The following is a 22,754-nucleotide window of genomic DNA, read 5'->3' on the forward strand; positions in this document are numbered from 1 at the left end:
GTGCTTGATTTTTGCAAAGGAGTTTAGTATAGTTAATACAGCACTTGCATGAGTGCTTTTAGAGCGTGGTTGAAAACGGTTTTTTGAAAGAAAAAGAGTTTTCAAACGCGCTTTAGAAAAGAGAAAAGAGGAAAAAACATGAGTGACTTAGTCAGAGTTGCAGTGGACGCGATGGGCGGCGATTATGCGCCTGTGGAGCCGGTAAAAGGCGCCGTTGAGGCCGTAAACGCAGATGAACGTGTCAAAGTCCAGCTGGTCGGCCAGGTGGATGTCATCGAAAAAGAACTGCAGAAATATACGTACCCGAAGGAGCGGGTTGAGATCGTTCCGGCAACCGAGATCATTGAGACGGGAGAGCCGCCGGTCAATGCGATCCGCCACAAAAAAGATTCTTCGATCGTTGTCGGCATGAAAAAAGTGCGCTGCGGAGAGGCAGACGCGTTTGTCTCCTCCGGAAGCACCGGAGCAGTCCTGGTCGGCGGACAGACGATCGTAGGACGCATCAAGGGCGTAGAGCGCCCGCCGCTGGCTCCGCTGATCCCGACGAAAGACGGTGTATCCCTTCTGATCGACTGCGGTGCGAATGTTGATGCAAGACCGTCCCATCTGGTGCAGTTTGCCATGATGGGTTCCATCTATATGGAACACGTTGTCGGCATTAAAAATCCGCGTGTGGGAATCGTGAATATCGGTGTGGAAGAAGAAAAAGGAAACGCGCTCGTCAAAGAGACGTATCCGCTTCTGAAAGAAAACCCGTATATCAACTTTGTCGGCAGTATCGAAGCAAGAGAAATTCCAAACGGAGCCGCAGACGTTGTTGTCTGTGAGGCGTTTGTCGGAAACGTTATCTTAAAGCTGTATGAGGGCGTCGGCGCGACCCTGATTTCCAAGGTAAAACAGGGCATGATGACATCTCTGCGCAGTAAAATCGGAGCCCTTCTTGTGAAACCGGCGCTGAAAGAGACACTGAAGTCTTTTGATGCCAGTGAGTACGGCGGAGCACCGCTGCTTGGCTTAAAAGGACTCGTTGTAAAAACGCACGGAAGCTCAAAAGCCAACGAATTTAAAAATTCCATTCTCCAGTGCATTTCATTCAGCGAGGAGAAGATTCCGCAGAAAGTGCAGGAGCATCTGGCAGACTATAAGAGCAGCAGGGAGGCAGCGAAAGATGGAGTTTGAAAAATTACAGGAGATCATTGCGGATGTATTAAACGTAGATCCGAATGAAGTAACCATGGAGACAACCTTTGCAGATGATCTGGGAGCGGATTCCCTGGATGTATTTCAGATTGTGATGGGAATTGAAGAAGAATTTGATATCCAGATCGAAGCAGAAGAAGCAGAGCACATCGTATCGGTTGAGGATGCGGTGGAAGCGATCAAAAAGAAACTGGCAGAATAATAGAAAATGGCGAAGGGGCTGTTTGCTACAGGACAGCCCCTTTGTTACCGTCCGCAGAACACCTGCAAACGGTAACTATGAGGAAGGACAGGCTTAAAACAGGTTATGAATAATATTGATAAACTCGTGGATTTGGAAAAGAAGATCCAGTATAAATTTCAGAATTTCGGACTGCTGGAGATGGCGATGCGCCATTCTTCCTACGCAAATGAGCACCATATGGAGCGCCTGGAGTGCAACGAGCGTCTGGAGTTCTTAGGAGATGCCGTGCTGGAAGTTGTATCCAGCGAATTTTTATACAAGACATTCCCGCGTCTCCCGGAGGGCGAGATGACGAAAAAACGCGCCAGCCTCGTCTGTGAACCGGCACTGGCATTCTGTGCCCGTGAGATTGACCTTGGCAGCTTTCTGCTCCTTGGAAAGGGCGAGGAGGCAACCGGCGGCCGTCACCGCGATTCCATCGTTTCGGATGCTATGGAGGCAACGATCGGTGCGATTTTCCTGGACGGCGGCTTTGAACCGGCAAAAACGTTCGTTCTGAACTATATCTTAAACGATATCGAACACAAACAGCTTTTCTACGACAGCAAAACGATTCTGCAGGAGCTGATCCAGGGTGAGACGGATGAAGAGATTGTTTACACCATCTTAAAAGAAGAGGGACCGGATCACGACAAGAGCTTCTGGGCACAGGTCAGCGTCGGAAAGAAAGCGCTCGGTACCGGAAAGGGCAGAACGAAAAAAGCGGCAGAACAGGCAGCGGCATACGATGCAATTCTTGCCAGAAAAAAAGCGTAGGTGAATTATGTATCTCAAATCCATTGAAATGCAGGGATTTAAATCGTTTGCCAACAAAACCATTCTGCAGTTCCACGACGGTATTACCGGCGTTGTAGGGCCGAACGGCAGTGGAAAGAGCAATGTTGGCGATGCGGTGCGCTGGGTGCTCGGCGAACAGAGCGCCAAGCAGCTCCGCGGCGGAAATATGCAGGATGTTATTTTCTCCGGAACCGAGACGAGAAAGCCGCTCGGCTACGCGTCGGTTGCAATTACACTCGATAATTCCGACCACAAGCTGAATGTCGATTTCGAGGAAGTCACGGTGACGAGACGGCTCTACCGCTCCGGTGAGAGCGAGTATCTGATGAACGGCGCATCGTGCCGGTTAAAGGACATCAACGAGCTGTTCTACGATACCGGTATCGGAAAAGAAGGCTATTCCATCATCGGACAGGGTCAGATTGATAAGATTTTAAGTGGTAAGCCGGAAGAGCGCCGGGAGCTGTTTGACGAGGCGGCAGGAATTGTCAAATTCAAGAGAAGGAAGGCCGTGACCGAAAAGAAGCTGGCGGAAGAGCAGCAGAATCTGGTGCGCGTCAACGACATTCTCTCGGAATTGACAAGGCAGTTAGAGCCGCTGGAACGCCAGTCTGAGACGGCAAAGATTTATTTAAAGAAGAAAGAGGAATTAAAGCTCCTCGATATCAATATGTTTCTGCTCGAGATGGAGCGCATCCGGAACGATCTCGCGAAAGTAGAAGACCGGTACCGGATTACAGAAGAGCAGTTAAAGAGCACGAAAGAGGCTTTTGAGCATACGAAACAGGAGTATGAAAAGCTGGAACAGGAGCAGGAAAAACTGGACCAGACGATTCTTTCTGCGCGCGATCAGGCGGGGGAGAATGCACTGAAACGTCAGCAGCTCGAAAACCAGATCGAGGTGTTGAATGAGCAGATTCATGCATCGGAGAGGAACAGCGACACATTAAGAGAACGTCTGGAGGCGATCCGCGCGGAGAGCCGCACAAAGACGGCAGAAAAAAATACATATCAGGCAGAAAAGGACGGGCTTCATGAAGCACTTCTTGCGTCAGAGACGGAAAAGAGTGAGAAAGAGGCCGCTCTCTCGGAATGCCAGGAGCAGATCCAGGCAGTCGAGCTGCAGAGTGAACAGGATAAGAGCGAAGTCATCGGCCTTCTGAACCAGCGGGGTTCCACGAAGGGAAAAATGCAGCGCTACGATGCGATGCTCGAGCAGATCGGCATCCGAAAGGCAGAATTAAGCCAGAGGGTGCTGCATTTAAAGACGAGTGAGTCCGAACAGAACGGGCAGATGGAAGAACTGCAGAACGCGTTTGAAGCGCTCGAAGAGACGGTAAGCAGCCTGAAACAGCAGTACCAGGAGGCAGATCAGAAGATTACCGCGCTGACGGCGGATCTCTCGAACCAGACGAAAGAGATGGAAGCCGGCCAGACCAATTACCACAGAGAAGCGTCAAGGCTCGAATCCTTAAAGAACATCACCGAGCGGTACGACGGCTATGGAAACAGTATTCGGAAGGTCATGGAGCAGAAAGACCGGAATCCCGGCATCCACGGCGTTGTGGCGGATCTTCTGCAGGCGGAGAAAAAGTACGAGACGGCGATCGAGACCGCACTTGGCGGCAGCATTCAGAATATTGTCACCGACAATGAGGCGACGGCGAAATACCTGATTGAATACCTGAAACGGGGCCATTTCGGCCGTGCGACGTTCCTTCCGCTCACCAGTATGCGCGGGAAAAAAACGCAGGTGAATGAGGATGCGGCAAGAGAAACTGGTGTGCTCGGTGTGGCAAATGCACTTGTTTCGTACGACCCGGTGTATGAGGGCCTTGTGGCACAGCTGCTTGGAAGAACGCTGGTGGTCGACACGATCGACCATGCCATTGTGATCAAGCGGAAATACCGTCAGACGCTCCGCATGGTAACCCTCGAGGGCGAGCTCTTGAGCCCGGGCGGTTCCATGACAGGAGGTTCGTTCCGGAACAACAGCAACCTGCTCGGAAGACGGCGTGAGATTGAGGAACTCGAAAAGAGCGTACAGGGTCTTGCGAAGGAACTGCGGGAAATCCAGCAGGAACTTGAAGAGAAGAAAAATAAGCGGAATGAAATCCGCGATCTCCGCACCGAGCTGAATGAAAAACTGCAGCGGCAGTACATCGAGCAGAATACGGTGCGCCTGAATCTGGAAAAAGCGCGCGAGAAAAAGACGGAAATCCGTCTGGATTTTGAAGCGCTTCAGAAGGAGAGTCTCGAGATTGAAAATCAGATCGCCGAGATTGAGCGGAACCGGAAAGTCATCGGTCAGGAAATGCAGGAATCGGTGGAGCGGGAAAGCACGCTGCAGGAGAATATCCAGAAGGCGCAGGAGGCGCTTACAGGGCTTCGCCGCCGGGAAGCAGAATATACGAAGGATCTTGAAGAAATCCGGTTAAATTACGCAAATCTGTCCCAGAAGGATGGATTCCTTGCCCAGAACATCCGCCGTCTTGAGGAAGAGACGGGAAAACTGGAAGCGGAAAGCCGCACCATGCTGGAAAAAGCGGCGGAGGAAAAAGACGATGTCAAAAGGAAACAGCAGGACATCGTGGAGATCCAGAAGACGATTGCAGCAGCAGTGCAGGCAAAAGAAGAGGAAGACCGCCGGATTGTGGAACTGCAGGAGAAAAAAGAAGCATTAAGCGCAGATCACAAAGAATTTTTCGAGAAGCGGGATCAGCTCTCCGACCAGATTTCCCTGATGGACAAAGAGTGCTTCCGTCTGAACAGCCAGAAAGAAAAGCTGGAGGAGACAAAAGAGGCACAGACCTCGTATCTCTGGGAAGAGTACGAAGTGACACCGGGCCACGCAAGAGAGTTCCAGATGGAGGAGATTCCGGAGCGCAGTGAATTAAAGCGGCGTGTGCTGGAAGTAAAAGATGCGATCCGGAAGCTTGGCTCTGTCAATGTGAATGCGATTGAGGAGTACAAAGAGATTTCGGAGCGCCACGCCTTTCTCGATGCACAGCACACCGATCTTGTCAAGGCGGCAGAGACACTGCAGGGCATCATCGATGAGCTGGATGCCGGTATGCGCAAGCAGTTCACGGAAAAATTCGAGGAGATCCGGAAAGAGTTTGACCGCGTGTTCCGCCAGCTGTTCGGCGGCGGAAAGGGAACGCTGGAACTCGAGGAGGACACGGATGTACTCGAGGCAGGTATCCGCATCATTTCCCAGCCGCCGGGAAAGAAACTGCAGAATATGATGCAGCTCTCCGGAGGCGAGAAGGCACTGACCGCGATTGCGCTGCTTTTTGCAATCCAGAACTTAAAGCCGTCCCCGTTCTGTTTACTTGACGAGATCGAGGCGGCGCTCGACGATTCCAACGTAACGCGTTTTGCGCAGTATCTGCATAAGCTGACAAAAAATACCCAGTTCATCGTCATCACCCACAGGCGCGGTACGATGACGGCGGCAGACCGTCTGTACGGCATCACGATGCAGGAGAAGGGTGTTTCTACCCTTGTTTCTGTCGATTTGATCGAGGGAGAACTGGACAAATAGAAACGAATAAGATACAATACGAAAGAAGTAAGATAGAAAAGATAAAGGGAGGCGAACGGTATGGCGGAGGAGAAAGTAGGCTTTTTCAAACGTCTTGTCAACGGTCTGACGAAGACCCGAGACAGCATTGTAGCTGGAATTGATTCTATTTTCAGCGGCTATTCCAATATTGATGACGATTTTTATGAGGAGATCGAGGAGATTCTCGTCATGGGAGATATCGGCATCAATACAACGACCAAAATTATTGACCACTTAAAAGAGCGGGTGGCAGAAGAGCACATTACCGATCCGGCAGAGTGCAAACAGCTTCTGATCGAGAGCATCAAAAAACAGATGGATGTAGGCGATACAGCCTATGAATTTGAAAACCGGAAATCGGTAGTGCTGGTGATCGGTGTCAATGGAGTCGGAAAAACGACCTCCGTCGGAAAGCTGGCCGGCCTTCTGAAGGATCAGGGCAAAAAGGTTGTTCTTGCGGCAGCAGATACGTTCCGTGCAGCGGCAGGCGAGCAGCTCACGGAGTGGGCGCACCGCGCCGGCGTGGATATCATCGGCGGACAGAACGGAGCAGATCCGGCGTCCATCGTGTACGATGCAGTCGCAGCGGCAAAAGCCAGAAATGCGGATGTGCTGATCTGTGATACGGCAGGAAGACTTCACAACAAGAAGAACCTGATGGAAGAGCTCCACAAGATTTACCGGATTCTGGAAAAAGAGTACCCAGAGGCATACCTGGAAACGCTGGTGGTGCTGGATGGTACCACGGGCCAGAATGCGCTGCAGCAGGCAAGACAGTTTGCGGAAGTGGCAAATGTCACCGGTATCATTCTGACGAAGCTGGACGGAACTGCAAAGGGCGGTATCGCCGTTGCCATCCAGTCCGAGCTTGATATTCCGGTCAAATACATCGGCGTGGGCGAGAGCATCCACGATCTGCAGAAATTTGATGCAGACCAGTTTGTAAATGCACTGTTCCATACATCCGAAGAGAATGCTTAAAAAGACAACAAGGAGAAAAGACTATGGCAGAAGAAATGCTGACACTCCCGAAATTTGAGGAAGCGTCTGAAATTGTAAAAAAAGTAACACAGGAGACCAAACTGGTTTACAGCAAATATTTCAGCGAGCAGACGGGAAATAAAGTCTACTTAAAACCGGAAAATATGCAGCTGACCGGCGCCTATAAGCTGCGCGGTGCCTATTACAAAATCAGCACCTTAAGTGAAGAGGAGCGCGCAAAAGGACTGATCACCGCATCTGCAGGAAACCATGCACAGGGCGTTGCGTATGCGGCAAAATGCTACGGTGCAAAGGCTGTCATTGTGATGCCGACGACCACACCGCTCATCAAAGTAGAGCGTACCCAGAGCTACGGCGCTGAGGTTGTTCTGTACGGAGATGTGTACGATGAGGCATGTGCAAAAGCATACGAGCTTGCAGCAGAGCATGGCTATACCTTTATTCACCCGTTCGATGATCTGACCGTTGCAACCGGCCAGGGAACCATCGCTATGGAAGTGATTCAGGAGCTTCCGCTCGTAGATTATATCCTTGTTCCGATCGGAGGAGGCGGACTGGCTACCGGTGTTTCCACACTGGCAAAACTGCTGAAACCAAACATCAAAGTCATCGGTGTTGAGCCGTCCGGAGCAGCCTGTATGAAGGCTTCTTTTGAAAAAGGCGAGGTAACGACCGTATCTCCTGTCAGCACAATTGCAGACGGTACTGCAGTACAGACACCGGGAACCAAGATTTTCCCGTATGTAAGACAGAACCTGGACGAGATCATTACCGTGGATGATGATGAGCTGATCGTAGCATTCCTTGATATGGTAGAAAACCACAAGATGATCGTTGAGAACTCCGGTCTTCTGACTGTGGCTGCATTAAAGCATCTGGATGTCAAGGGCAAAAAGATTGTTTCGATCTTAAGCGGCGGAAATATGGACGTCATCACCATGTCTTCCGTCATCCAGAACGGACTGATCCAGAGAGACCGTATCTTTACTGTATCCGTTCTTCTGCCGGATAAACCAGGCGAGCTGGTACGCGTTTCCCAGGTGATTGCAAACGAGAACGGAAACGTCATCAAACTGGACCACAACCAGTTCTTTACAACGAACAGAAGTGCTGCAGTAGAGCTCCGCATCACAATGGAGGCATTCGGCACCGATCACAAGAACCGTATCGTCAAAGCACTGGAAGAGGCTGGTTATACACCGAAGATTGTAAGGCCGAACCTGTAAAAACAGAAATTGCAGAGAAAATTCTGAAAAAAAGAAAAATAAAAAATCAGAGGGATCCGGAAAGGAATTTCCTCTGATTTTTTTGAGCAGGAAAAAACCCTTGCATGCACAAGGGTTTTCGTTCTGCGGAAGATGGGACTTGAACCCACACGATCGCAATGACCACCAGATCCTTAGTCTGGCCTGTCTGCCAATTCCAGCACTTCCGCATGTTATGTAGTTTTTTAAATTTCATGCGGAAGATGGGACTTGAACCCACACGATCGCAATGACCACCAGATCCTTAGTCTGGCCTGTCTGCCAATTCCAGCACTTCCGCATGTTCTTTAAGTTTTTGTCATCTCGCTGACGACAAGATGTATTATAGCACCAGAGTTGTAAGCCGTCAACACTTTTTTTGAAAAAATTTGAAAAATTTGAAAAATAAAAAAGGAAATCGGAATCGGGCACCGAATATAGGAAATAGGAGGACAATGAAAAGAACTGTTACAGGCATATTACCGGGAAAGAGGTGGTCTTCGTTTGAACTTGAGAGAATCGTTTGAAGAACGGGAATTTCAGGAGCTGAGTCCTTATGCGGCGCACAGCCGGAATTCCAGAGGAAGGGACCGATATGAACCGGAGTGTGACATCCGCACCGTCTACCAGAGAGACCGGGACCGGATTCTCCATTCCAAAGCCTTTCGCAGGATGAAAGACAAAACACAGGTGTTTCTCGCTGCGCAGGGCGATCATTACCGGACCCGCCTGACGCACACACTCGAGGTGTCCCAGATTGCCCGCACGATTGCGCGGGCGCTGAATCTGAATGAGGATCTGACCGAAGCCATTGCGCTCGGCCACGATCTCGGCCACACGCCGTTCGGCCATTCCGGGGAAGCGGCGCTCAATGCGGTGCATCCCGGGGGCTTCCGCCACGCGGAACAGAGCGTCCGTGTCGTGCAGGTTCTGGAAAAGGAAGGACAGGGCCTGAACCTGACCTGGGAAGTGCGGGATGGAATTCTGAACCACCGCACGGCGGGAAAGCCGTCGACCCTGGAGGGACAGGTTGTGCGTCTCTGCGACAAGATCGCCTACATCCACCACGATATGGACGATGCCATCCGTGCCGGCATCTTAAGCGAGGATGACATCCCGATTACGATCCGCGTTATTCTTGGCGATACGTGCCGCGAGCGGCTCAATACGCTGATTCACGATATTGTGGAGCAGAGCCGCGGAACGGAGTATGTGCGCCAGTCGGCGGAGATTGCCGAGGGCATGCGCATGTTGCGGGAGTTGATGTTCGCGAACGTCTACCGCAACCCGGAGGCGAAAAAAGAGGAAGAGAAGGCAAAGAAGATGCTGATTTCCCTCTACACCTACTACCAGGAGCATCCGGAGCAGATGTCCCGCGAGTACCGGAATCTGATCGGGTGCGGCGAGGACAAGACACAGGTGGTATGCGACTACATTGCCGGTATGACCGATCAGTATTCCATGCACAAATACGAGGAGCTGTTCGTGCCGAAAGCCTGGGCGGTTTATTAGATACAGGGAGGAAAAAATGCGATATTCCGATGATTTAGTGGAAGAGATTCGTATGAAAAATGACATCGTAGATGTGATATCCGGCTACGTAAAGCTGACAAGAAGAGGAAGCTCTTACTTCGGGCTCTGCCCGTTCCACAATGAGAAGTCCCCTTCCTTTTCCGTCAGCCCAGGAAAGCAGATGTATTACTGCTTCGGATGCGGAGCCGGAGGAAATGTTTTTACGTTTTTGATGGAATATGAAAACTTTACGTTTGTGGAAGCTTTGAAATTTCTGGCGGACCGGGCCGGGGTGGAGCTTCCGCAGATGGAGTATTCGAAAGAAGCAAAGGAGCAGGCGGATTTAAAGAATACGCTGCTGGAGATCAACAAGCAGGCGGCGAAATTCTATTATTACCAGCTTCACACCGAGCGTGGAAAGCAGGGCTATGATTACCTGAAGGGCCGCGGCCTTTCGGATGATACGATCCGGAAATTCGGCCTTGGCTACTCCGATAAGTACGGAAGCCTGCTGTACCGTTTCTTAAAAGAAAAAGGGTATGACGATGAAATCCTTCGTCAGTCGGGCCTGTTTCTGGCGGACGAGGTGCACGGCATGCAGGACAAATTCTGGAACCGTGTCATTTATCCGATCATGGATGCCAACAGCCGCGTGATCGGCTTCGGAGGCCGTGTGATGGGGGATGGAAAGCCGAAATACCTGAACTCGCCGGAGACAAAGATCTTCGACAAAAGCCGCAACCTCTATGGGCTGAACCTGGCGCGCTCTTCGCGGAGGAAAAATCTGATCATCTGCGAGGGCTATATGGATGTCATCTCCATGCACCAGGCGGGCTTCAACAACGCGGTGGCATCTCTTGGAACGGCGCTCACCTCGCTGCAGGCGGGGCTCATGAAGCGGTACACCGACGAGGTCCTTGTAATCTACGACAGCGATGAGGCGGGTGTCAAAGCAGCACTCCGTGCGATCCCGATGCTGAAGGGCGTCGGTCTTACCACGCGTGTCGTCAATTTAAGGCCGTATAAGGACCCCGATGAGTTTATCCAGCACGAAGGCTGTGAGGCGTTCGAAAAACGGCTGGAGGAGGCGGAAAACAGCGTTCTGTACGAGATCCGTATGAAGGAGCGTGACTTTGACCTTGCCGATCCGCAGGGCAAATCCGATTTTCTTCATGAAGCGGTGCGCCGCCTTGTGGCAATTGAGGATGAGATCGAGCGGAACAGCTATCTTGAGGCTGTGGCGGGAAAGTACGGCATTGCTGTCGAGGTACTGCGCAAGCAGGTCGGCCAGATGGCACTCTCGGGAGCCGGAAGGACGGAGAGCGTAAAGCCGCGGAATACAGCCTCAAACAAAAAAGAAAAAGAGGGCGGCGTCGAAAAAGCACAGAAGCTGATGCTGACGTGGATGACCTCTTATCCGGCGCTCATTGGAAAGCTGGAAAAATATATTACGCCGGCGGATTTTACCACCCCTCTCTACCACCAGATTGCAGAGATGATTGTGCTGCAGTACCACGAGGGCGGCGTAAATCCGGCAAAGCTTTTGAATCAGTTTGTTGATTCCGAGGAGCAGAAAGAAGTTGCGGGCCTTTTTAATGCCAGAATCCCGCTGGAGACAGAGGAGGAAAAACGGCGCGCGCTGCACGATGTGATCTGCAATATGAAAGAGAACAGTATTGCATATCAGTCGGCGCATATGAATGTGACCGATATGGCGGCGCTGCAGAAATTGATGGCAGGTAAAAAAAGCCTGGAGCGGTGGAAAGCAGGGGAGCTTCCGGAATTCACTTTTTAAGCAAAACTGGATACCCAAGAAAAACCCTGGAATCTTCTGTTCTGTGTGTTTAATTTCGCAGGGCAGGGACAGAATATATACAAGCTATGGAAGGATGGACAGTCAATGGAGTTCGATAAAGCAAAATTTATGGAAAAATTAAAAGAGCTGGTAGCATACGGCAAAAAGAAAAAGAGCGTCCTGGAATATCAGGAAATCAACGACTTTTTCCGCGATATGCCGCTGGACGCGGAGCAGATGGAGAAGGTATTTGAATACCTGGAGGCAAGCGGCATCGACGTACTGCGTCTCTCAGACATGACCGAGGATCCAAATGCGGCAGACCGTGATCTTCTCCTTCTGGACGACGATGACATCGATCTTTCTGAAGAAGAAGAGATCGATATGGAGAACATCGACCTTTCCGTTCCGGAAGGCGTCAGCATTGAGGATCCGGTCCGCATGTACTTAAAAGAGATCGGTAAAGTGCCGCTTCTTTCTGCAGAGGAAGAGATTAAGCTGGCACAGAGAATGGAAGAGGGAGATGAGGAAGCAAAAAAACGTCTGGCAGAGGCAAACCTTCGTCTTGTTGTTTCGATTGCAAAACGTTACGTAGGCCGTGGTATGCTGTTTCTGGATCTGATTCAGGAAGGTAACTTAGGTCTTATTAAAGCGGTGGAAAAATTCGACTACCGCAAAGGATACAAATTCTCTACGTATGCAACGTGGTGGATCCGCCAGGCGATCACAAGAGCGATTGCAGATCAGGCGAGAACAATCCGTATTCCGGTTCATATGGTAGAAACGATCAACAAGCTGATCCGCGTTTCCCGTCAGTTACTGCAGGAGTTAGGCCGCGAACCTACGCCGGAAGAGATCGCAGAGGAGATGCATATGTCTGTGGAGCGTGTCCGCGAGATCCTGAAAATTTCCCAGGAGCCGGTTTCTCTTGAGACCCCGATCGGCGAGGAGGAGGACAGCCACCTCGGTGACTTCATCCAGGATGACAATGTGCCGGTACCGGCAGATGCGGCAGCATTCACGATGCTGAAAGAGCAGCTGGAGGATGTCTTAAGCACACTGACCGACCGTGAGCAGAAGGTTCTGCGTCTCCGTTTCGGACTTGATGATGGCCGTGCGAGAACCCTCGAAGAGGTTGGTAAAGAGTTTAATGTTACAAGAGAGCGTATCCGTCAGATCGAGGCGAAAGCGCTCCGTAAACTGCGCCATCCGAGCCGTTCCAGAAAGCTGAAAGATTACCTGGACTAATCTGCGAGGAAGAAAAGGACGACAGGAAAATGCAGTTATCAAAAAGACTTTCCGCGGTAGCGGAGTTTGTCACCCCGGGCGGCTGCCTGGTCGATGTGGGAACAGATCACGGCTATGTGCCGATTGCGCTGCTGGAACAGAAGAAGATTTCCTCCGCAATCGCCATGGATGTGAACCGCGGACCGCTGGAGCGGGCCAGGGAGCATATTGCGCAGTACCAGATGGGGGACTACATAGAAACAAGACTTTCCGACGGACTCCATGCCCTGCGTGCGGGAGAGGGTGATTCTCTTCTCATCGCGGGCATGGGCGGCGGGCTTACCATAAGAATTTTAAGCGAAGGTGAGCCGCTGCTGTCCGGTTTTCGGGAGCTGATCCTGGAGCCGCAGTCGGATATCGACCGCGTGCGTGCATGGCTTCTGGAACACGGATTTTTCCTTGCACAGGAGAATTTTGTAGAGGAGGATGGAAAATATTATCCGATTCTGCGGGCAGTGCCAGGGGAAAAGGAGAATCTGAAGGCGGAGGAGCTTTTCTATGGACCGCGCCTTCTGGAAAAGGAAAATCCGGTGCTGAGGGAATACCTTCTGAAACAGCAGGAGCAGAACCAGACGCTGATCCGCCAGCTTTCGGATCACTCCAGTGAAAAGGCAGCACAGCGCCTTTGGGAATTAAAAGAAAAAGAGGCAGTACTGGAATCTGCGCTTGCGCGTTTCCATACGATGTAACGACAGCGTTTGCACAAGAGGGGCGTGTCTGAAAATTTCAGCAGTTGTAATTTTCGGGCGCGCCTTTTCTGTCACTTCTGAATTTTCAGAAAGTTTTGCAAGAAGGAGGAATTACAATTGATTCAGGTAACAATTGATGGAAAAGGATACGAATATCCGGAAAATTGCTCTTATTATGAGATTGCAAAGGATTTTGAAAAAACAATGGACGCGCCGATTGTCCTTGTGAAAGTGGACGGACGGCTGCGGGAGCTGCACAAACAGCTGAAAAAAGACTGTGAACTGGAATTTGTGACAACGGAGGATGAGATCGGACATAAAACGTATCAGAGGAGTCTTTCTCTTCTGCTGGTAAAAGCGGTGTATCATGTGGGAGGCTACGATAAGATCCGCCATGTGATGCTGCATTTTTCGGCGGGTTCGGGCTTTTTCTACACGGTGGACGGCGATATCACGCTGAATCAGGCGTTTTTGGACGAAGTAAAAGCGTATATGCATGAACAGGTGGAAAAGGCGGTGCCGATTTATAAGCGGAGTGTCGATACGCACGAGGCGAGAGAACGGTTCCGGCTGCATGGCATGACGGATAAAGACCGCTTGTTCCGTTACCGCCGTGTCTCCCGTGTGAATCTGTACAGTCTCGGGGATTTTGAAGACTATTATTATGGATTTATGACGTATGATACGAGTTATCTGAAGTATTTTGATCTCTATTTATACGATGACGGCTTTGTGCTGCAGATGCCGGAGAAAAAGGCGCCGGAGACGGTGCCGGCGGCGAATCTCTCCCCGAAGGTGTTCCAGGTGCAGCGGGAATCGGAGCGCTGGGGTGAGCAGATGGGAATTTCCACGGTTGCCGACTTAAATGAACGCATCACGAAGGGCAATATTCAGCAGATGATGCTGATTGCGGAGGCGCTGCAGGAGCAGAAGATTGCGAAGATTGCGGAGCAGATTGCGGAAAGAAAGCAGGTTAAATTTGTGCTGATTGCGGGTCCGTCTTCCTCCGGAAAGACGACGTTCTGCAACCGGCTGTCGATCCAGCTTTCGGCGCATGGTCTGACGCCGCATCCGATCAGCCTTGATAATTACTATGTGAACCGGGTAGATACGCCGCGGGATGAAAACGGCGACTATGATTTTGAATGCCTGGAAGCACTGGATATCGAGCTTTTGAACCGGGATATGACAGCACTTTTGAACGGAGAGCGTGTGGAACTGCCGTATTTTAATTTTAAGACGGGCAAGCGCGAGTACAAGGGGAATTTTATTCAGATGAAGGAGACTGATGTGCTGGTGCTGGAGGGGATTCACGGGCTGAATGAAAAACTGACGTGGTCGCTTCCTTCGGAAAGTAAATTCCGGATTTATATCAGTGCGCTGACGCAGATTAATGTGGATGAACACAACCGGATTCCGACGACGGATGGCCGGCTGATCCGGCGTATGGTGCGTGACAGCCGGACACGGGCGACGTCGGCGAAGGAGACGATTGCGATGTGGCCGTCGGTGCGCCGCGGGGAAGATCGTAATATTTTCCCGAATCAGGAGAAGGCGGATGTGATGTTCAATTCAGCGCTGGTGTATGAGCTTTCGGTGCTGAAGCTGTATGCGGAGCCGCTTTTGTTCCAGATTGAGGAGGGAGAGCCGGAGTACCAGGAGGCAAAGCGGCTGCTGAAGTTTTTGGATTATTTTGTCGGGGTGCCGATTGAGGATATTCCCAAGAATTCGATTCTGCGGGAGTTTGTGGGGGGAAGCTGCTTTGATGTGTGAAAGGCTGTTTTGTATGGCTTTGTGGGATCTGCGATTTGGGGATGGACAAGAAAGAGAGTTTGTGGTATGATTATTAACTGTCTGATGTTCCGTTTTTGACAAAGTAAGATATGTAATCGCGGCTGGCAGGACCGAAAGGGGCCAGGTGAGGAAAGTCCGGGCTTCGCAGGGCAGGATGCCGGATAACGTCCGGCGGAGGCGACTCCAGGGATAGTGCAACAGAGAGATACCGCCAGGTTTTTCCTGGTAAGGGTGGAAAGGCAGTGTAAGAGACTACCGTTTCTCTGGTAACAGAGAAAGCCATGTAAACCCCATCCGAAGCAAGACCGAATAGAAAACGTATATGGCTGCCCGTCATGTTTTCAGGTGGGTCGCTTAAGGGGACTGGCGACAGTTCCATTGGATAGATGATTACACACGACATAACCCGGCTTATCGTTTTGCTTTGCATAAGACGGAAATTCAGGCATCTGGATAAAATAAGTACGCCGGGAACGGACACGAGTGGATTGTGTTTGTTCCCGGCGTACTTATTTTATCCGGCCATCTGGCGCAAGCCGCACATTCCCGCGGACCGCTGCATGGTGTGAAAAAAATGCATGTCATGAAAGAAAAAATAAAGGAGACAGCAGGATGAAAGTGATATTGGCTTCGGGGTCACCCAGAAGAAGAGAGTTGATGGAGATGTTGGGAATACGGTGTAAGGTTCAGGCTTCAGGGGCGGAAGAAGTTGTGACGTCTGCGGAACCGGAGAAGGTTGTGGAGGAGCTTTCACGGCTGAAATGTCTGGATGTTGCGGAGATTACCGAAGGGGATGCCGTTGTGATCGGGGCGGATACGGTTGTGGCTTTTGAAGGGGAGATCCTTGGCAAGCCGAAGGGGATAGAACATGCCAGAAGCATGATGCAGCAGTTGCAGGGAAAGGTGCATCAGGTGTATACTGGAGTTACGATTGCGGTAACAGAGGGGGACGCAAAGCGTGTGGTATCGTTCTGTGACCGCACAGATGTAGAGTTTTATGCGATGACAGAGGAGGAGATAAACGGGTATCTTGCTCTTGAGAAAGAGGGGGAGGCTCCTGTGTGGTCGGATAAGGCTGGAGGATACGGAATTCAGACCGTGTTTGGGACAAAGTTTGTGAAAGGAATCCAGGGAGACTATTATAATGTGATGGGACTGCCGGCGTCCCGGGTTTATCATGAGTTGAAAAATCTGGGCGTTCTGGAATAGAAGGAGGTAAGAGAAGATGAAAAAGTTTTCGGAAATTGAATACGTAAGGCCGGACATGGAGGCAGAGCGGGAAAAAGTAAGAGCGTATACGAAGGCGCTCAAAGAGGCAAAATCATATGAGGAGCTGCGCGGACTTTTTATGGAAGAAAAAACGCGCGAGGATGCCTGGGCGACAATGGCGGAAGTGGCGCAGGTAAGATATACGGTGGACACCAGAGATTCGTTTTATGAAGGAGAGGTTCAGTTCTGGAATGAGACGATTCCGGCGATCCATCTGCTGATACAAAAGGCAGAGAAGGTGATTCTGGAGTCTCCGTTTATCAAAGAGTTTGCAGAGGAGTTCGGGGAATTTTTTGTGAAGAATATGGAGGTTGGCCAAAAATTAGCGGACGACTGTATCGTGGAGGATCTGATCGAAGAGGCGAATCTGACGCAGCAATACAGTAAAATTACGGCGAATGCTTCGACGGAATTTAAGGGCGAAACGTGTAATTTTTATGGACTGCTGAAGGCGATGCAGAGTACGGACCGCCAGATGCGGAAAGAGGCGATGACGGCATGGGGAGATTTGTATGAAGAGATTTCCGGGGAGCTGGATGCGCTGTATGACAAGATGGTTCCGCTGCGCGATAAAATTGCGAAGAAGCTGGGATTTTCTTCTTACATTGAATTTATTTACCTGAGCTATGGAAGATACGATTATACGGCGGAGGATGTTGCAAGGTTCCGTGCGCAGGTGAAGGAGAAGATTGTACCACTCTGCCTGGAGCTTCGGAAGGAGCAGGAGAAACGGCTTGGAGTGGACAGGCTGCATTATTACGATGAGGAGCTGATTTTCCCGGAAGGAAACGCGGTTCCGGAAGGAACGACGGAGGAACTGGTTGCGAAGGCGCAGAAGATGTACCATGAGCTGTCGAAAGAGACGGGTGAGTTCTTTGATTTTATGGTGGAGCATGAGCTGTTTGACCTGGAGACGAAGCCGGGAAAACAGACAGGCGGTTACTGCACATTTCTGAATACGTTCAAGGCGCCGTTCATCTTCTCCAATTTTAATGGTACGAGCGCGGACGTTGATGTTCTGACTCATGAGGCGGGCCATGCATTCGAGGCTTATACGGCGGCAAAACAGATTCCGTTTATGGATATGGTATTCCCGACAAGCGAGGTGGCGGAGATTCACTCGATGACAATGGAGCATTTCGCATACCCCTGGATGAATGCATTCTTTGGAGAGAAAGCAGATGATTACCGTTATGCGCACCTGATGAGCGCGCTGGAAGTGATTCCGTACATGGTATGTGTGGATGAGTTCCAGCATAAGGTATTTGAAAATATCGGCATGACGGCCAAGGAGCGCCGTGCGATCTGGCATCAGTTAGAGCTGACCTATATGCCATGGAGAAATTATGACGGCCACAAGTTCCTCGAGGAGGGCGGTTTCTGGATGCAGAAGCAGCATATCTTTGTGAACCCGTTCTATTATATTGATTATGCGCTGGCACAGATCTGTGCTTTCCAGTTCTTTGAGCGTTCCAAAAAAGAGCCGGAAAAGGCGTGGGGCGATTATTACCGTCTCTGCCAGGCAGGCGGAAGCAAGGGATATTTTGCACTGCTGGAGCTGGCCGGACTGAAGAATCCGTTCGTGGATGGAACGGTGGAAGAAGTCGTTGCGGGACTGAAGCCCTATTTAAAACGAAAAGTAAAGTATACGATCCGTCCGGTAAAAGACGAAGATCTGAAAAAGGTAGCCGAGGTGGAGGCGCTATGTTTCCCGGCTGCCGAGGCGGCAGGTTATGAAGACTTCATGGAGCGGTACAAAACCTGCAAAAACAGCTTTTTTGTAGCGGAAACCGAAGACGGCGAAATCGCAGGCTTCTGCAATGGCTGCTGTGCGGATACCGATTATCTGGCGGATGCACTCTACCATGACGCCACGCTGCACAACCCGGACGGCGATTATCAGATGATTTTCGGACTGGACGTCAATCCGAAGTTCCAGAAACAGGGCATTGGAGAAGCACTGATGCGTCATATGGTAAAAAGCGCAGGAGAGCGTGACAAAAAAGCCGTTGTTCTTACGTGCAAGGATCATATGATTCCATTCTACAAAAGGATCGGATACGAATATATTGAACTTTCCGACTCGACACATGGCGGTGCAAAATGGCATAAGATGATGTACCGTTTCTAAAAAAAATGGAAAGCAAAAAGGGCAGAACAGGGAGATACGAAATTTCTCTGTTCTGCCTTATTTTTCAAAAAAACAGGGCCCTTAACGAAGGCTTTTTCTCAGTAACGGAGTAAATTTCAGAAAAAAATACAAAAAAATAGTAAAAAAGCAGTTGACATCTAACGTACGTTAGCATATACTAACAACTGAAATAGAGATGAAACTCATTATCATACACAGGAGGTAATTGACTATGCCTTTAACGATGGCAAATCCAGGCGAATGTTACACAATCAGAAAAGTTGGCGGAAAAGAAGAGACCAGAAGATTTCTTGAAAATCTTGGCTTCGTCGTTGGCGGAAACGTGACAGTCGTATCGGAAATCGACGGCAATCTCATCGTGAATGTGAAAGATTCCAGGGTAGCCGTTGGAAAAGATATGGCAGCCAAAATCCTGATTTGATAGGAAAGAAGGAGAGAAGATGAAGACTTTAAAAGAGACTTCCGTAGGAGAAACCGTTAAAGTTGTAAAACTCAACGGCTCCGGTCCGGTCAAAAGAAGAATCATGGATATGGGAATCACCAAGGGTGTTGACGTATTCGTGCGCAAAGTTGCTCCGCTCGGCGATCCGGTCGAAGTAACCGTCAGAGGATACGAATTATCCTTAAGAAAAGCAGATGCCGAAATGATTGAAGTAGAGTAAATTTTTTTTGCCTGCTTGTTAGCGGATGCTAACAAAAGCAAGCTGCAGCCAATATTGGTAAGGCTTGTGAAGTTATTAAAATCAGTAAAAATCAAAGAAAGAGGGGCATGGAAAAAATGGCAATTAAGATTGCACTCGCAGGAAACCCGAACTGCGGTAAGACAACATTGTTCAATGCACTGACAGGCTCCAACCAGTTCGTAGGAAACTGGCCAGGTGTAACCGTCGAGAAAAAAGAAGGAAAGCTCAAAGGCCACAAAGATGTCACCATCATGGACCTTCCGGGTATCTATTCTTTATCTCCGTATACACTGGAGGAAGTGGTAGCCAGAAATTACCTGATTAATGAAAGACCAGATGCGATCCTGAACATCGTAGATGGTACCAACATTGAGCGTAACCTGTATCTGTCCACACAGATCATGGAACTTGGTATTCCGGTGATCATGGCTGTCAACATGATGGATATTGTTGAGAAGAACGGAGACAAAATACATATCGACAAACTGGCGAAAAAGCTGGGCTGTGAAGTTGTAACCATCTCTGCTCTGAAAGGAACCGGAATCAAAGAAGCTGCTGATAAAGCAGTGCAGATTGCACAGAAAAAAGGTGCTGCTGTACCGGTTCATGAGTTTGACAAGGATGTGGAGGCAGTCATCCGCACCGTTGAGAGCAAACTCGGAAGTGATATTGTAAATGAGCAGAAACGCTTCTTTGCAATCAAACTTCTGGAGAAAGATGATAAGATCACAGAGCAGATGAAATCCGTTCCGGATGTATCTGCCGAGATCAAACAGCTGGAAGACAAATTTGATGACGATACCGAGAGTATTATTACAAACGAGCGTTACGTTTATATTTCCAGCATCATCGGCGACTGTGTCACAAAGAACAAGAAAAACGCCATGACAACATCGGATAAGATCGACCGGATCGTAACCAACCGCTGGCTGGCACTTCCGATCTTTGCAGTTGTTATGTGGGTTGTATATTATGTATCTGTCACAACAGTAGGTACTTTTGTAACGGACTGGACCAACGATGTACTCTTTGGAGAGATCATTCCGCCGGCCATTGAAAATCTGCTGAACGCGATCCACTGCGCTGACTGGCTGCAGGGTCTGATCCTGGATGGTATTGTTGCCGGTGTTGGTGCCGTACTTGGATTCGTACCGCAGATGCTGGTACTGTTCCTGTTCCTGGCATTTCTGGAGTCCTGCGGTTACATGGCGCGTGTTGCATTCATCATGGACCGTATCTTCCGTAAATTTGGACTTTCCGGAAAATCCTTCATTCCGATGCTGATCGGAAGTGGCTGCGGTGTTCCTGGTATCATGGCTTCCCGTACCATCGAGAATGACCGTGACCGTAAAATGACCATCATGACAACAACGTTTGTACCTTGTGGAGCAAAACTTCCAATCATCGCCCTGATCGCAGGCGCCCTGTTTAATGGAGCTTCCTGGGTTGCACCAAGTGCTTACTTCGTTGGTATTGCAGCAATCATCTGCTCCGGTATCATCCTGAAAAAAACAAAACTGTTCGCCGGTGATCCGGCTCCGTTTGTTATGGAGCTTCCGGCTTACCACTGGCCGACGGTAAGCAACGTTCTTCGCAGCATGTGGGAGCGTGGCTGGTCCTTCATCAAAAAAGCCGGTACCATCATCCTGATGTCCACCATCGTTCTGTGGTTCCTGATGAACTTCGGATGGGTTGACGGATCCTTCGGAATGCTGGAAGCCGAGCAGTTAAATGACAGTATCCTGGCTTCCATCGGAAGCGTGATCGCTCCTCTGTTTGCACCTCTTGGATGGGGCGACTGGAAGATGGCTGTTGCAGCTGTTTCCGGACTGATCGCAAAAGAGAACGTTGTTGGTACCTTTGGTATCCTGTTTGGCTTTGGTGAAGTTGCAGAAGACGGCGCCGAGATCTGGGGACAGCTCGCAGGAAGCTTATCTACGGTAGCAGCTTATTCCTTCCTGGTATTCAACCTTCTGTGCGCACCGTGCTTCGCAGCAATGGGTGCAATCAAACGTGAGATGAACAATACCAAATGGTTTTTTACTGCAATCGGATATCAGACACTGCTTGCCTATGTTGTATCCCTGTGCATCTATCAGATCGGTAACCTGTTCATCGGCGGCGGTTTTGGAATCGGAACGGTAGTTGCTGTTCTGCTCATCATTGGATTTGTATATCTGCTGGTAAGACCTTACAAAGAGAGCGCAACTCTGAGCGTTTCCACCAACAAAATGTTCAGCAAATAATTGCTGTGACAGATAGAGAACATGTATCTGATGAAGAGTCCGTATCCGGCATCCGCTGCAGGATGCGGACTCTTTTGAAAAGAAAGGAGTTGTTTCTATGGGAACTTTTATCACACTTGTAGTCGTTGTTGGTCTGGTAGGACTTGCAGTACGCAGTATGATTAAAGATAAAAAAAGTGGCAAGGGAAGCTGTGGTGGTAACTGCGGGCAGTGCAAGGGACATTGCGACTGACAGGACAGGAATCATCATCAGGAGGTAGAACGTATGCCGCAGGAACAGACAAAGCATGAAGCCAGAAATTATCACAGAACACAGATGAAGCGAGAACTGATTATTCAGAAGCTCCGGGAACAGGGATGCAGAATAACCAGACAGAGACGGATTCTGCTCGATATTATCCTGGAAGAGGAGTGCTCCTGCTGTAAAGAAATTTACTATAAAGCTCTGCAGAAAGACAGCAGCATCGGGCCTGCTACGGTGTATCGCATGGTGAATACACTGGAGAGCATCGGTGCAATCAGCCGCAAAAATTTTTACAAGATTGCCTGTGGAGAAGAATGCTTCAAAGATCAGGGCTGTACCGTAGAACTGAGCGATCATACCATCTGCCGCTTAAGCGGAGAGATGTGGATGGACGTGATGAAATCCGGACTGAAGGCAAAGGGCTATATTCAGAATCAGGATATTGAAAATGTGATTGTTTCAGCGGTGGAAGGCTGAAAAACGGGGAAAACGGGTGAAAATTCCTTCCGTTTTCCCTGTTTTAATGAAAATAATTATCAAAAAGAACTGTACGTATTGTCTAACCGAGCAGGTGAGTGCTATACTGTGAACCACAGCGGGGGAAGATGTAAAATTCAGGAAAAATTTATTTTAACAATAGGAGGAAATGTAATATGACAATCAAAGATTTAAAACATCCAGGACTTTTCGCAGCAGGAGTATTATTCGGAACAGCAGGTATCAAAGCACTGTCCAGCAAGGATGCGAAAAAACTTTACACCAACTGCACCGCAGCTGTTCTTCGTGCAAAGAAAGTTGTTATGGATACGGTAACGACCATCCAGGAGAATGCGGAGGACATCTATGCTGACGCAAAACAGATCAACGAAGAGCGTGAAGCAGCAGAAGAGGCAGTAGAGGATGTAGCTGAAGAGACAGCAGAGGAAGCTGTTGAAGCAGAAGCAGAGGATACGGTTGAGGCATAAGCTGTACACAGCAACATCTGATTTACGTCGTATTCATACGGAAAAAACAAAACGCCTGCAGAATTCTCTGCAGGTGTTTTTCT

19 protein-coding genes, 2 tRNA genes and 1 other RNA gene are annotated in these 22,754 nt (G+C 49.7%); 20 read left to right on the forward strand and 2 right to left on the reverse strand.

Translation table 11 applies throughout. The annotated features are described in order from the left end of the window. Window positions 1-138: 138 nt before the first annotated feature. The 6 genes from plsX (at window position 139) to ilvA (ending at window position 8,017) form a co-directional block, all read left to right on the forward strand. Window positions 139-1,179, forward strand: coding sequence for a phosphate acyltransferase PlsX (gene plsX, locus DW915_RS11595; protein ID WP_022462731.1), 1,041 nt, complete (start codon window positions 139-141; stop codon window positions 1,177-1,179). Beyond that, entirely contained in the window at window positions 1,169-1,402 is a 234-nt protein-coding gene (acpP, locus tag DW915_RS11600; protein WP_022462732.1) for an acyl carrier protein, read from the forward strand. The genes plsX and acpP overlap by 11 nt, the downstream gene beginning before the upstream one ends. A 105-nt stretch (window positions 1,403-1,507) precedes the next feature. Next, window positions 1,508-2,200: a ribonuclease III gene (gene rnc, locus DW915_RS11605; RefSeq protein ID WP_022462733.1), complete on the forward strand. Its 693-nt coding sequence runs from the start codon at window positions 1,508-1,510 to the stop codon at window positions 2,198-2,200. A gap of 7 nt (window positions 2,201-2,207) precedes the next feature. Then, a complete protein-coding gene (gene smc / locus DW915_RS11610) occupies window positions 2,208-5,768 on the forward strand; it encodes a chromosome segregation protein SMC (protein WP_118742172.1) in 3,561 nt (1,186 codons plus the stop codon). Window positions 5,769-5,828: 60 nt separating this feature from the next. Beyond that, window positions 5,829-6,770 (forward strand): signal recognition particle-docking protein FtsY, encoded by a 942-nt coding sequence (gene ftsY, locus DW915_RS11615; RefSeq protein WP_022462735.1) that lies wholly within the window; start codon window positions 5,829-5,831, stop codon window positions 6,768-6,770. A 35-nt stretch (window positions 6,771-6,805) separates the two neighbouring features. Next, a complete protein-coding gene (gene ilvA, locus DW915_RS11620) occupies window positions 6,806-8,017 on the forward strand; it encodes a threonine ammonia-lyase (RefSeq protein WP_117802587.1) in 1,212 nt (403 codons plus the stop codon). 124 nt (window positions 8,018-8,141) lie between these two features. On the opposite strand, the gene DW915_RS11625 is transcribed toward ilvA, so the two are convergent. Beyond that, a tRNA-Leu gene (locus DW915_RS11625) sits at window positions 8,142-8,226 on the reverse strand. 25 nt (window positions 8,227-8,251) lie between these two features. Continuing rightward, a tRNA-Leu gene (locus DW915_RS11630) sits at window positions 8,252-8,336 on the reverse strand. A 203-nt stretch (window positions 8,337-8,539) separates the two neighbouring features. On the opposite strand from DW915_RS11630, the gene DW915_RS11635 reads away from it, so the two are divergent. The 14 genes from DW915_RS11635 (at window position 8,540) to DW915_RS11700 (ending at window position 22,671) form a co-directional block, all read left to right on the forward strand. Beyond that, window positions 8,540-9,547, forward strand: a complete 1,008-nt coding sequence (locus tag DW915_RS11635) for a deoxyguanosinetriphosphate triphosphohydrolase (RefSeq protein ID WP_022462737.1) — start codon at window positions 8,540-8,542, stop codon at window positions 9,545-9,547. A gap of 16 nt (window positions 9,548-9,563) precedes the next feature. Further along, a complete protein-coding gene (dnaG, locus tag DW915_RS11640; RefSeq protein ID WP_022462738.1) occupies window positions 9,564-11,342 on the forward strand; it encodes a DNA primase in 1,779 nt (592 codons plus the stop codon). Window positions 11,343-11,447: 105 nt separating this feature from the next. After that, window positions 11,448-12,590 carry an RNA polymerase sigma factor RpoD gene (rpoD, locus tag DW915_RS11645; RefSeq protein WP_022462739.1) on the forward strand — a complete coding sequence of 381 codons (1,143 nt, stop codon included), beginning with the start codon at window positions 11,448-11,450 and terminating at the stop codon, window positions 12,588-12,590. A 29-nt stretch (window positions 12,591-12,619) separates the two neighbouring features. Further along, window positions 12,620-13,318, forward strand: coding sequence for a tRNA (adenine(22)-N(1))-methyltransferase (locus tag DW915_RS11650; protein WP_022462740.1), 699 nt, complete (start codon window positions 12,620-12,622; stop codon window positions 13,316-13,318). A 117-nt stretch (window positions 13,319-13,435) separates the two neighbouring features. Beyond that, on the forward strand, window positions 13,436-15,091 hold the full coding sequence (locus DW915_RS11655) for a nucleoside kinase (RefSeq protein WP_055267351.1): 1,656 nt from the start codon (window positions 13,436-13,438) through the stop codon (window positions 15,089-15,091). 100 nt (window positions 15,092-15,191) lie between these two features. Beyond that, an RNA gene (rnpB, locus tag DW915_RS11660) (RNase P RNA component class A) lies at window positions 15,192-15,542 on the forward strand. 182 nt (window positions 15,543-15,724) lie between these two features. Next, the gene (locus tag DW915_RS11665) at window positions 15,725-16,321 is read left to right on the forward strand and encodes a Maf family protein (RefSeq protein WP_055228386.1); all 597 of its coding nucleotides are present in this window, start codon (window positions 15,725-15,727) and stop codon (window positions 16,319-16,321) included. 16 nt (window positions 16,322-16,337) lie between these two features. Further along, entirely contained in the window at window positions 16,338-18,512 is a 2,175-nt protein-coding gene (locus tag DW915_RS11670; protein WP_055228385.1) for a M3 family oligoendopeptidase, read from the forward strand. A gap of 232 nt (window positions 18,513-18,744) precedes the next feature. Continuing rightward, window positions 18,745-18,954, forward strand: coding sequence for a FeoA family protein (locus tag DW915_RS11675; protein WP_022462744.1), 210 nt, complete (start codon window positions 18,745-18,747; stop codon window positions 18,952-18,954). Window positions 18,955-18,973: 19 nt separating this feature from the next. Continuing rightward, a complete protein-coding gene (locus DW915_RS11680) occupies window positions 18,974-19,195 on the forward strand; it encodes a FeoA family protein (protein ID WP_022462745.1) in 222 nt (73 codons plus the stop codon). A 116-nt stretch (window positions 19,196-19,311) separates the two neighbouring features. Then, complete coding sequence (gene feoB / locus DW915_RS11685) at window positions 19,312-21,462, forward strand: ferrous iron transport protein B (RefSeq protein ID WP_022462746.1); 2,151 nt, start codon at window positions 19,312-19,314, stop codon at window positions 21,460-21,462. Between the two features lie 97 nt (window positions 21,463-21,559). After that, window positions 21,560-21,694, forward strand: coding sequence for a FeoB-associated Cys-rich membrane protein (locus tag DW915_RS11690; RefSeq protein ID WP_022462747.1), 135 nt, complete (start codon window positions 21,560-21,562; stop codon window positions 21,692-21,694). A gap of 33 nt (window positions 21,695-21,727) precedes the next feature. Continuing rightward, on the forward strand, window positions 21,728-22,183 hold the full coding sequence (locus DW915_RS11695; RefSeq protein ID WP_022462748.1) for a transcriptional repressor: 456 nt from the start codon (window positions 21,728-21,730) through the stop codon (window positions 22,181-22,183). Between the two features lie 176 nt (window positions 22,184-22,359). Next, window positions 22,360-22,671, forward strand: a complete 312-nt coding sequence (locus DW915_RS11700; RefSeq protein ID WP_022462749.1) for a DUF6110 family protein — start codon at window positions 22,360-22,362, stop codon at window positions 22,669-22,671. The last annotated feature ends 83 nt before the right edge of the window (window positions 22,672-22,754 follow it).

The organism is Blautia sp. AM42-2 (assembly GCF_003480245.1).
Lineage (GTDB): Bacteria > Bacillota > Clostridia > Lachnospirales > Lachnospiraceae > Fusicatenibacter > Fusicatenibacter saccharivorans.

Bases quoted from the DNA above. Each gene is read 5' to 3' on its own strand.
- plsX (WP_022462731.1), top strand. From the start codon at position 139: ATGAGTGACTTAGTCAGAGTTGCAGTGGACGCGATGGGCGGCGATTAT.
- acpP (WP_022462732.1), top strand. From the start codon at position 1,169: ATGGAGTTTGAAAAATTACAGGAGATCATTGCGGATGTATTAAACGTA.
- rnc (WP_022462733.1), top strand. From the start codon at position 1,508: ATGAATAATATTGATAAACTCGTGGATTTGGAAAAGAAGATCCAGTAT.
- smc (WP_118742172.1), top strand. From the start codon at position 2,208: ATGTATCTCAAATCCATTGAAATGCAGGGATTTAAATCGTTTGCCAAC.
- ftsY (WP_022462735.1), top strand. From the start codon at position 5,829: ATGGCGGAGGAGAAAGTAGGCTTTTTCAAACGTCTTGTCAACGGTCTG.
- ilvA (WP_117802587.1), top strand. From the start codon at position 6,806: ATGCTGACACTCCCGAAATTTGAGGAAGCGTCTGAAATTGTAAAAAAA.
- dnaG (WP_022462738.1), top strand. From the start codon at position 9,564: ATGCGATATTCCGATGATTTAGTGGAAGAGATTCGTATGAAAAATGAC.
- rpoD (WP_022462739.1), top strand. From the start codon at position 11,448: ATGGAGTTCGATAAAGCAAAATTTATGGAAAAATTAAAAGAGCTGGTA.
- DW915_RS11650 (WP_022462740.1), top strand. From the start codon at position 12,620: ATGCAGTTATCAAAAAGACTTTCCGCGGTAGCGGAGTTTGTCACCCCG.
- DW915_RS11665 (WP_055228386.1), top strand. From the start codon at position 15,725: ATGAAAGTGATATTGGCTTCGGGGTCACCCAGAAGAAGAGAGTTGATG.
- DW915_RS11670 (WP_055228385.1), top strand. From the start codon at position 16,338: ATGAAAAAGTTTTCGGAAATTGAATACGTAAGGCCGGACATGGAGGCA.
- DW915_RS11675 (WP_022462744.1), top strand. From the start codon at position 18,745: ATGCCTTTAACGATGGCAAATCCAGGCGAATGTTACACAATCAGAAAA.
- DW915_RS11680 (WP_022462745.1), top strand. From the start codon at position 18,974: ATGAAGACTTTAAAAGAGACTTCCGTAGGAGAAACCGTTAAAGTTGTA.
- feoB (WP_022462746.1), top strand. From the start codon at position 19,312: ATGGCAATTAAGATTGCACTCGCAGGAAACCCGAACTGCGGTAAGACA.
- DW915_RS11690 (WP_022462747.1), top strand. From the start codon at position 21,560: ATGGGAACTTTTATCACACTTGTAGTCGTTGTTGGTCTGGTAGGACTT.
- DW915_RS11695 (WP_022462748.1), top strand. From the start codon at position 21,728: ATGCCGCAGGAACAGACAAAGCATGAAGCCAGAAATTATCACAGAACA.
- DW915_RS11700 (WP_022462749.1), top strand. From the start codon at position 22,360: ATGACAATCAAAGATTTAAAACATCCAGGACTTTTCGCAGCAGGAGTA.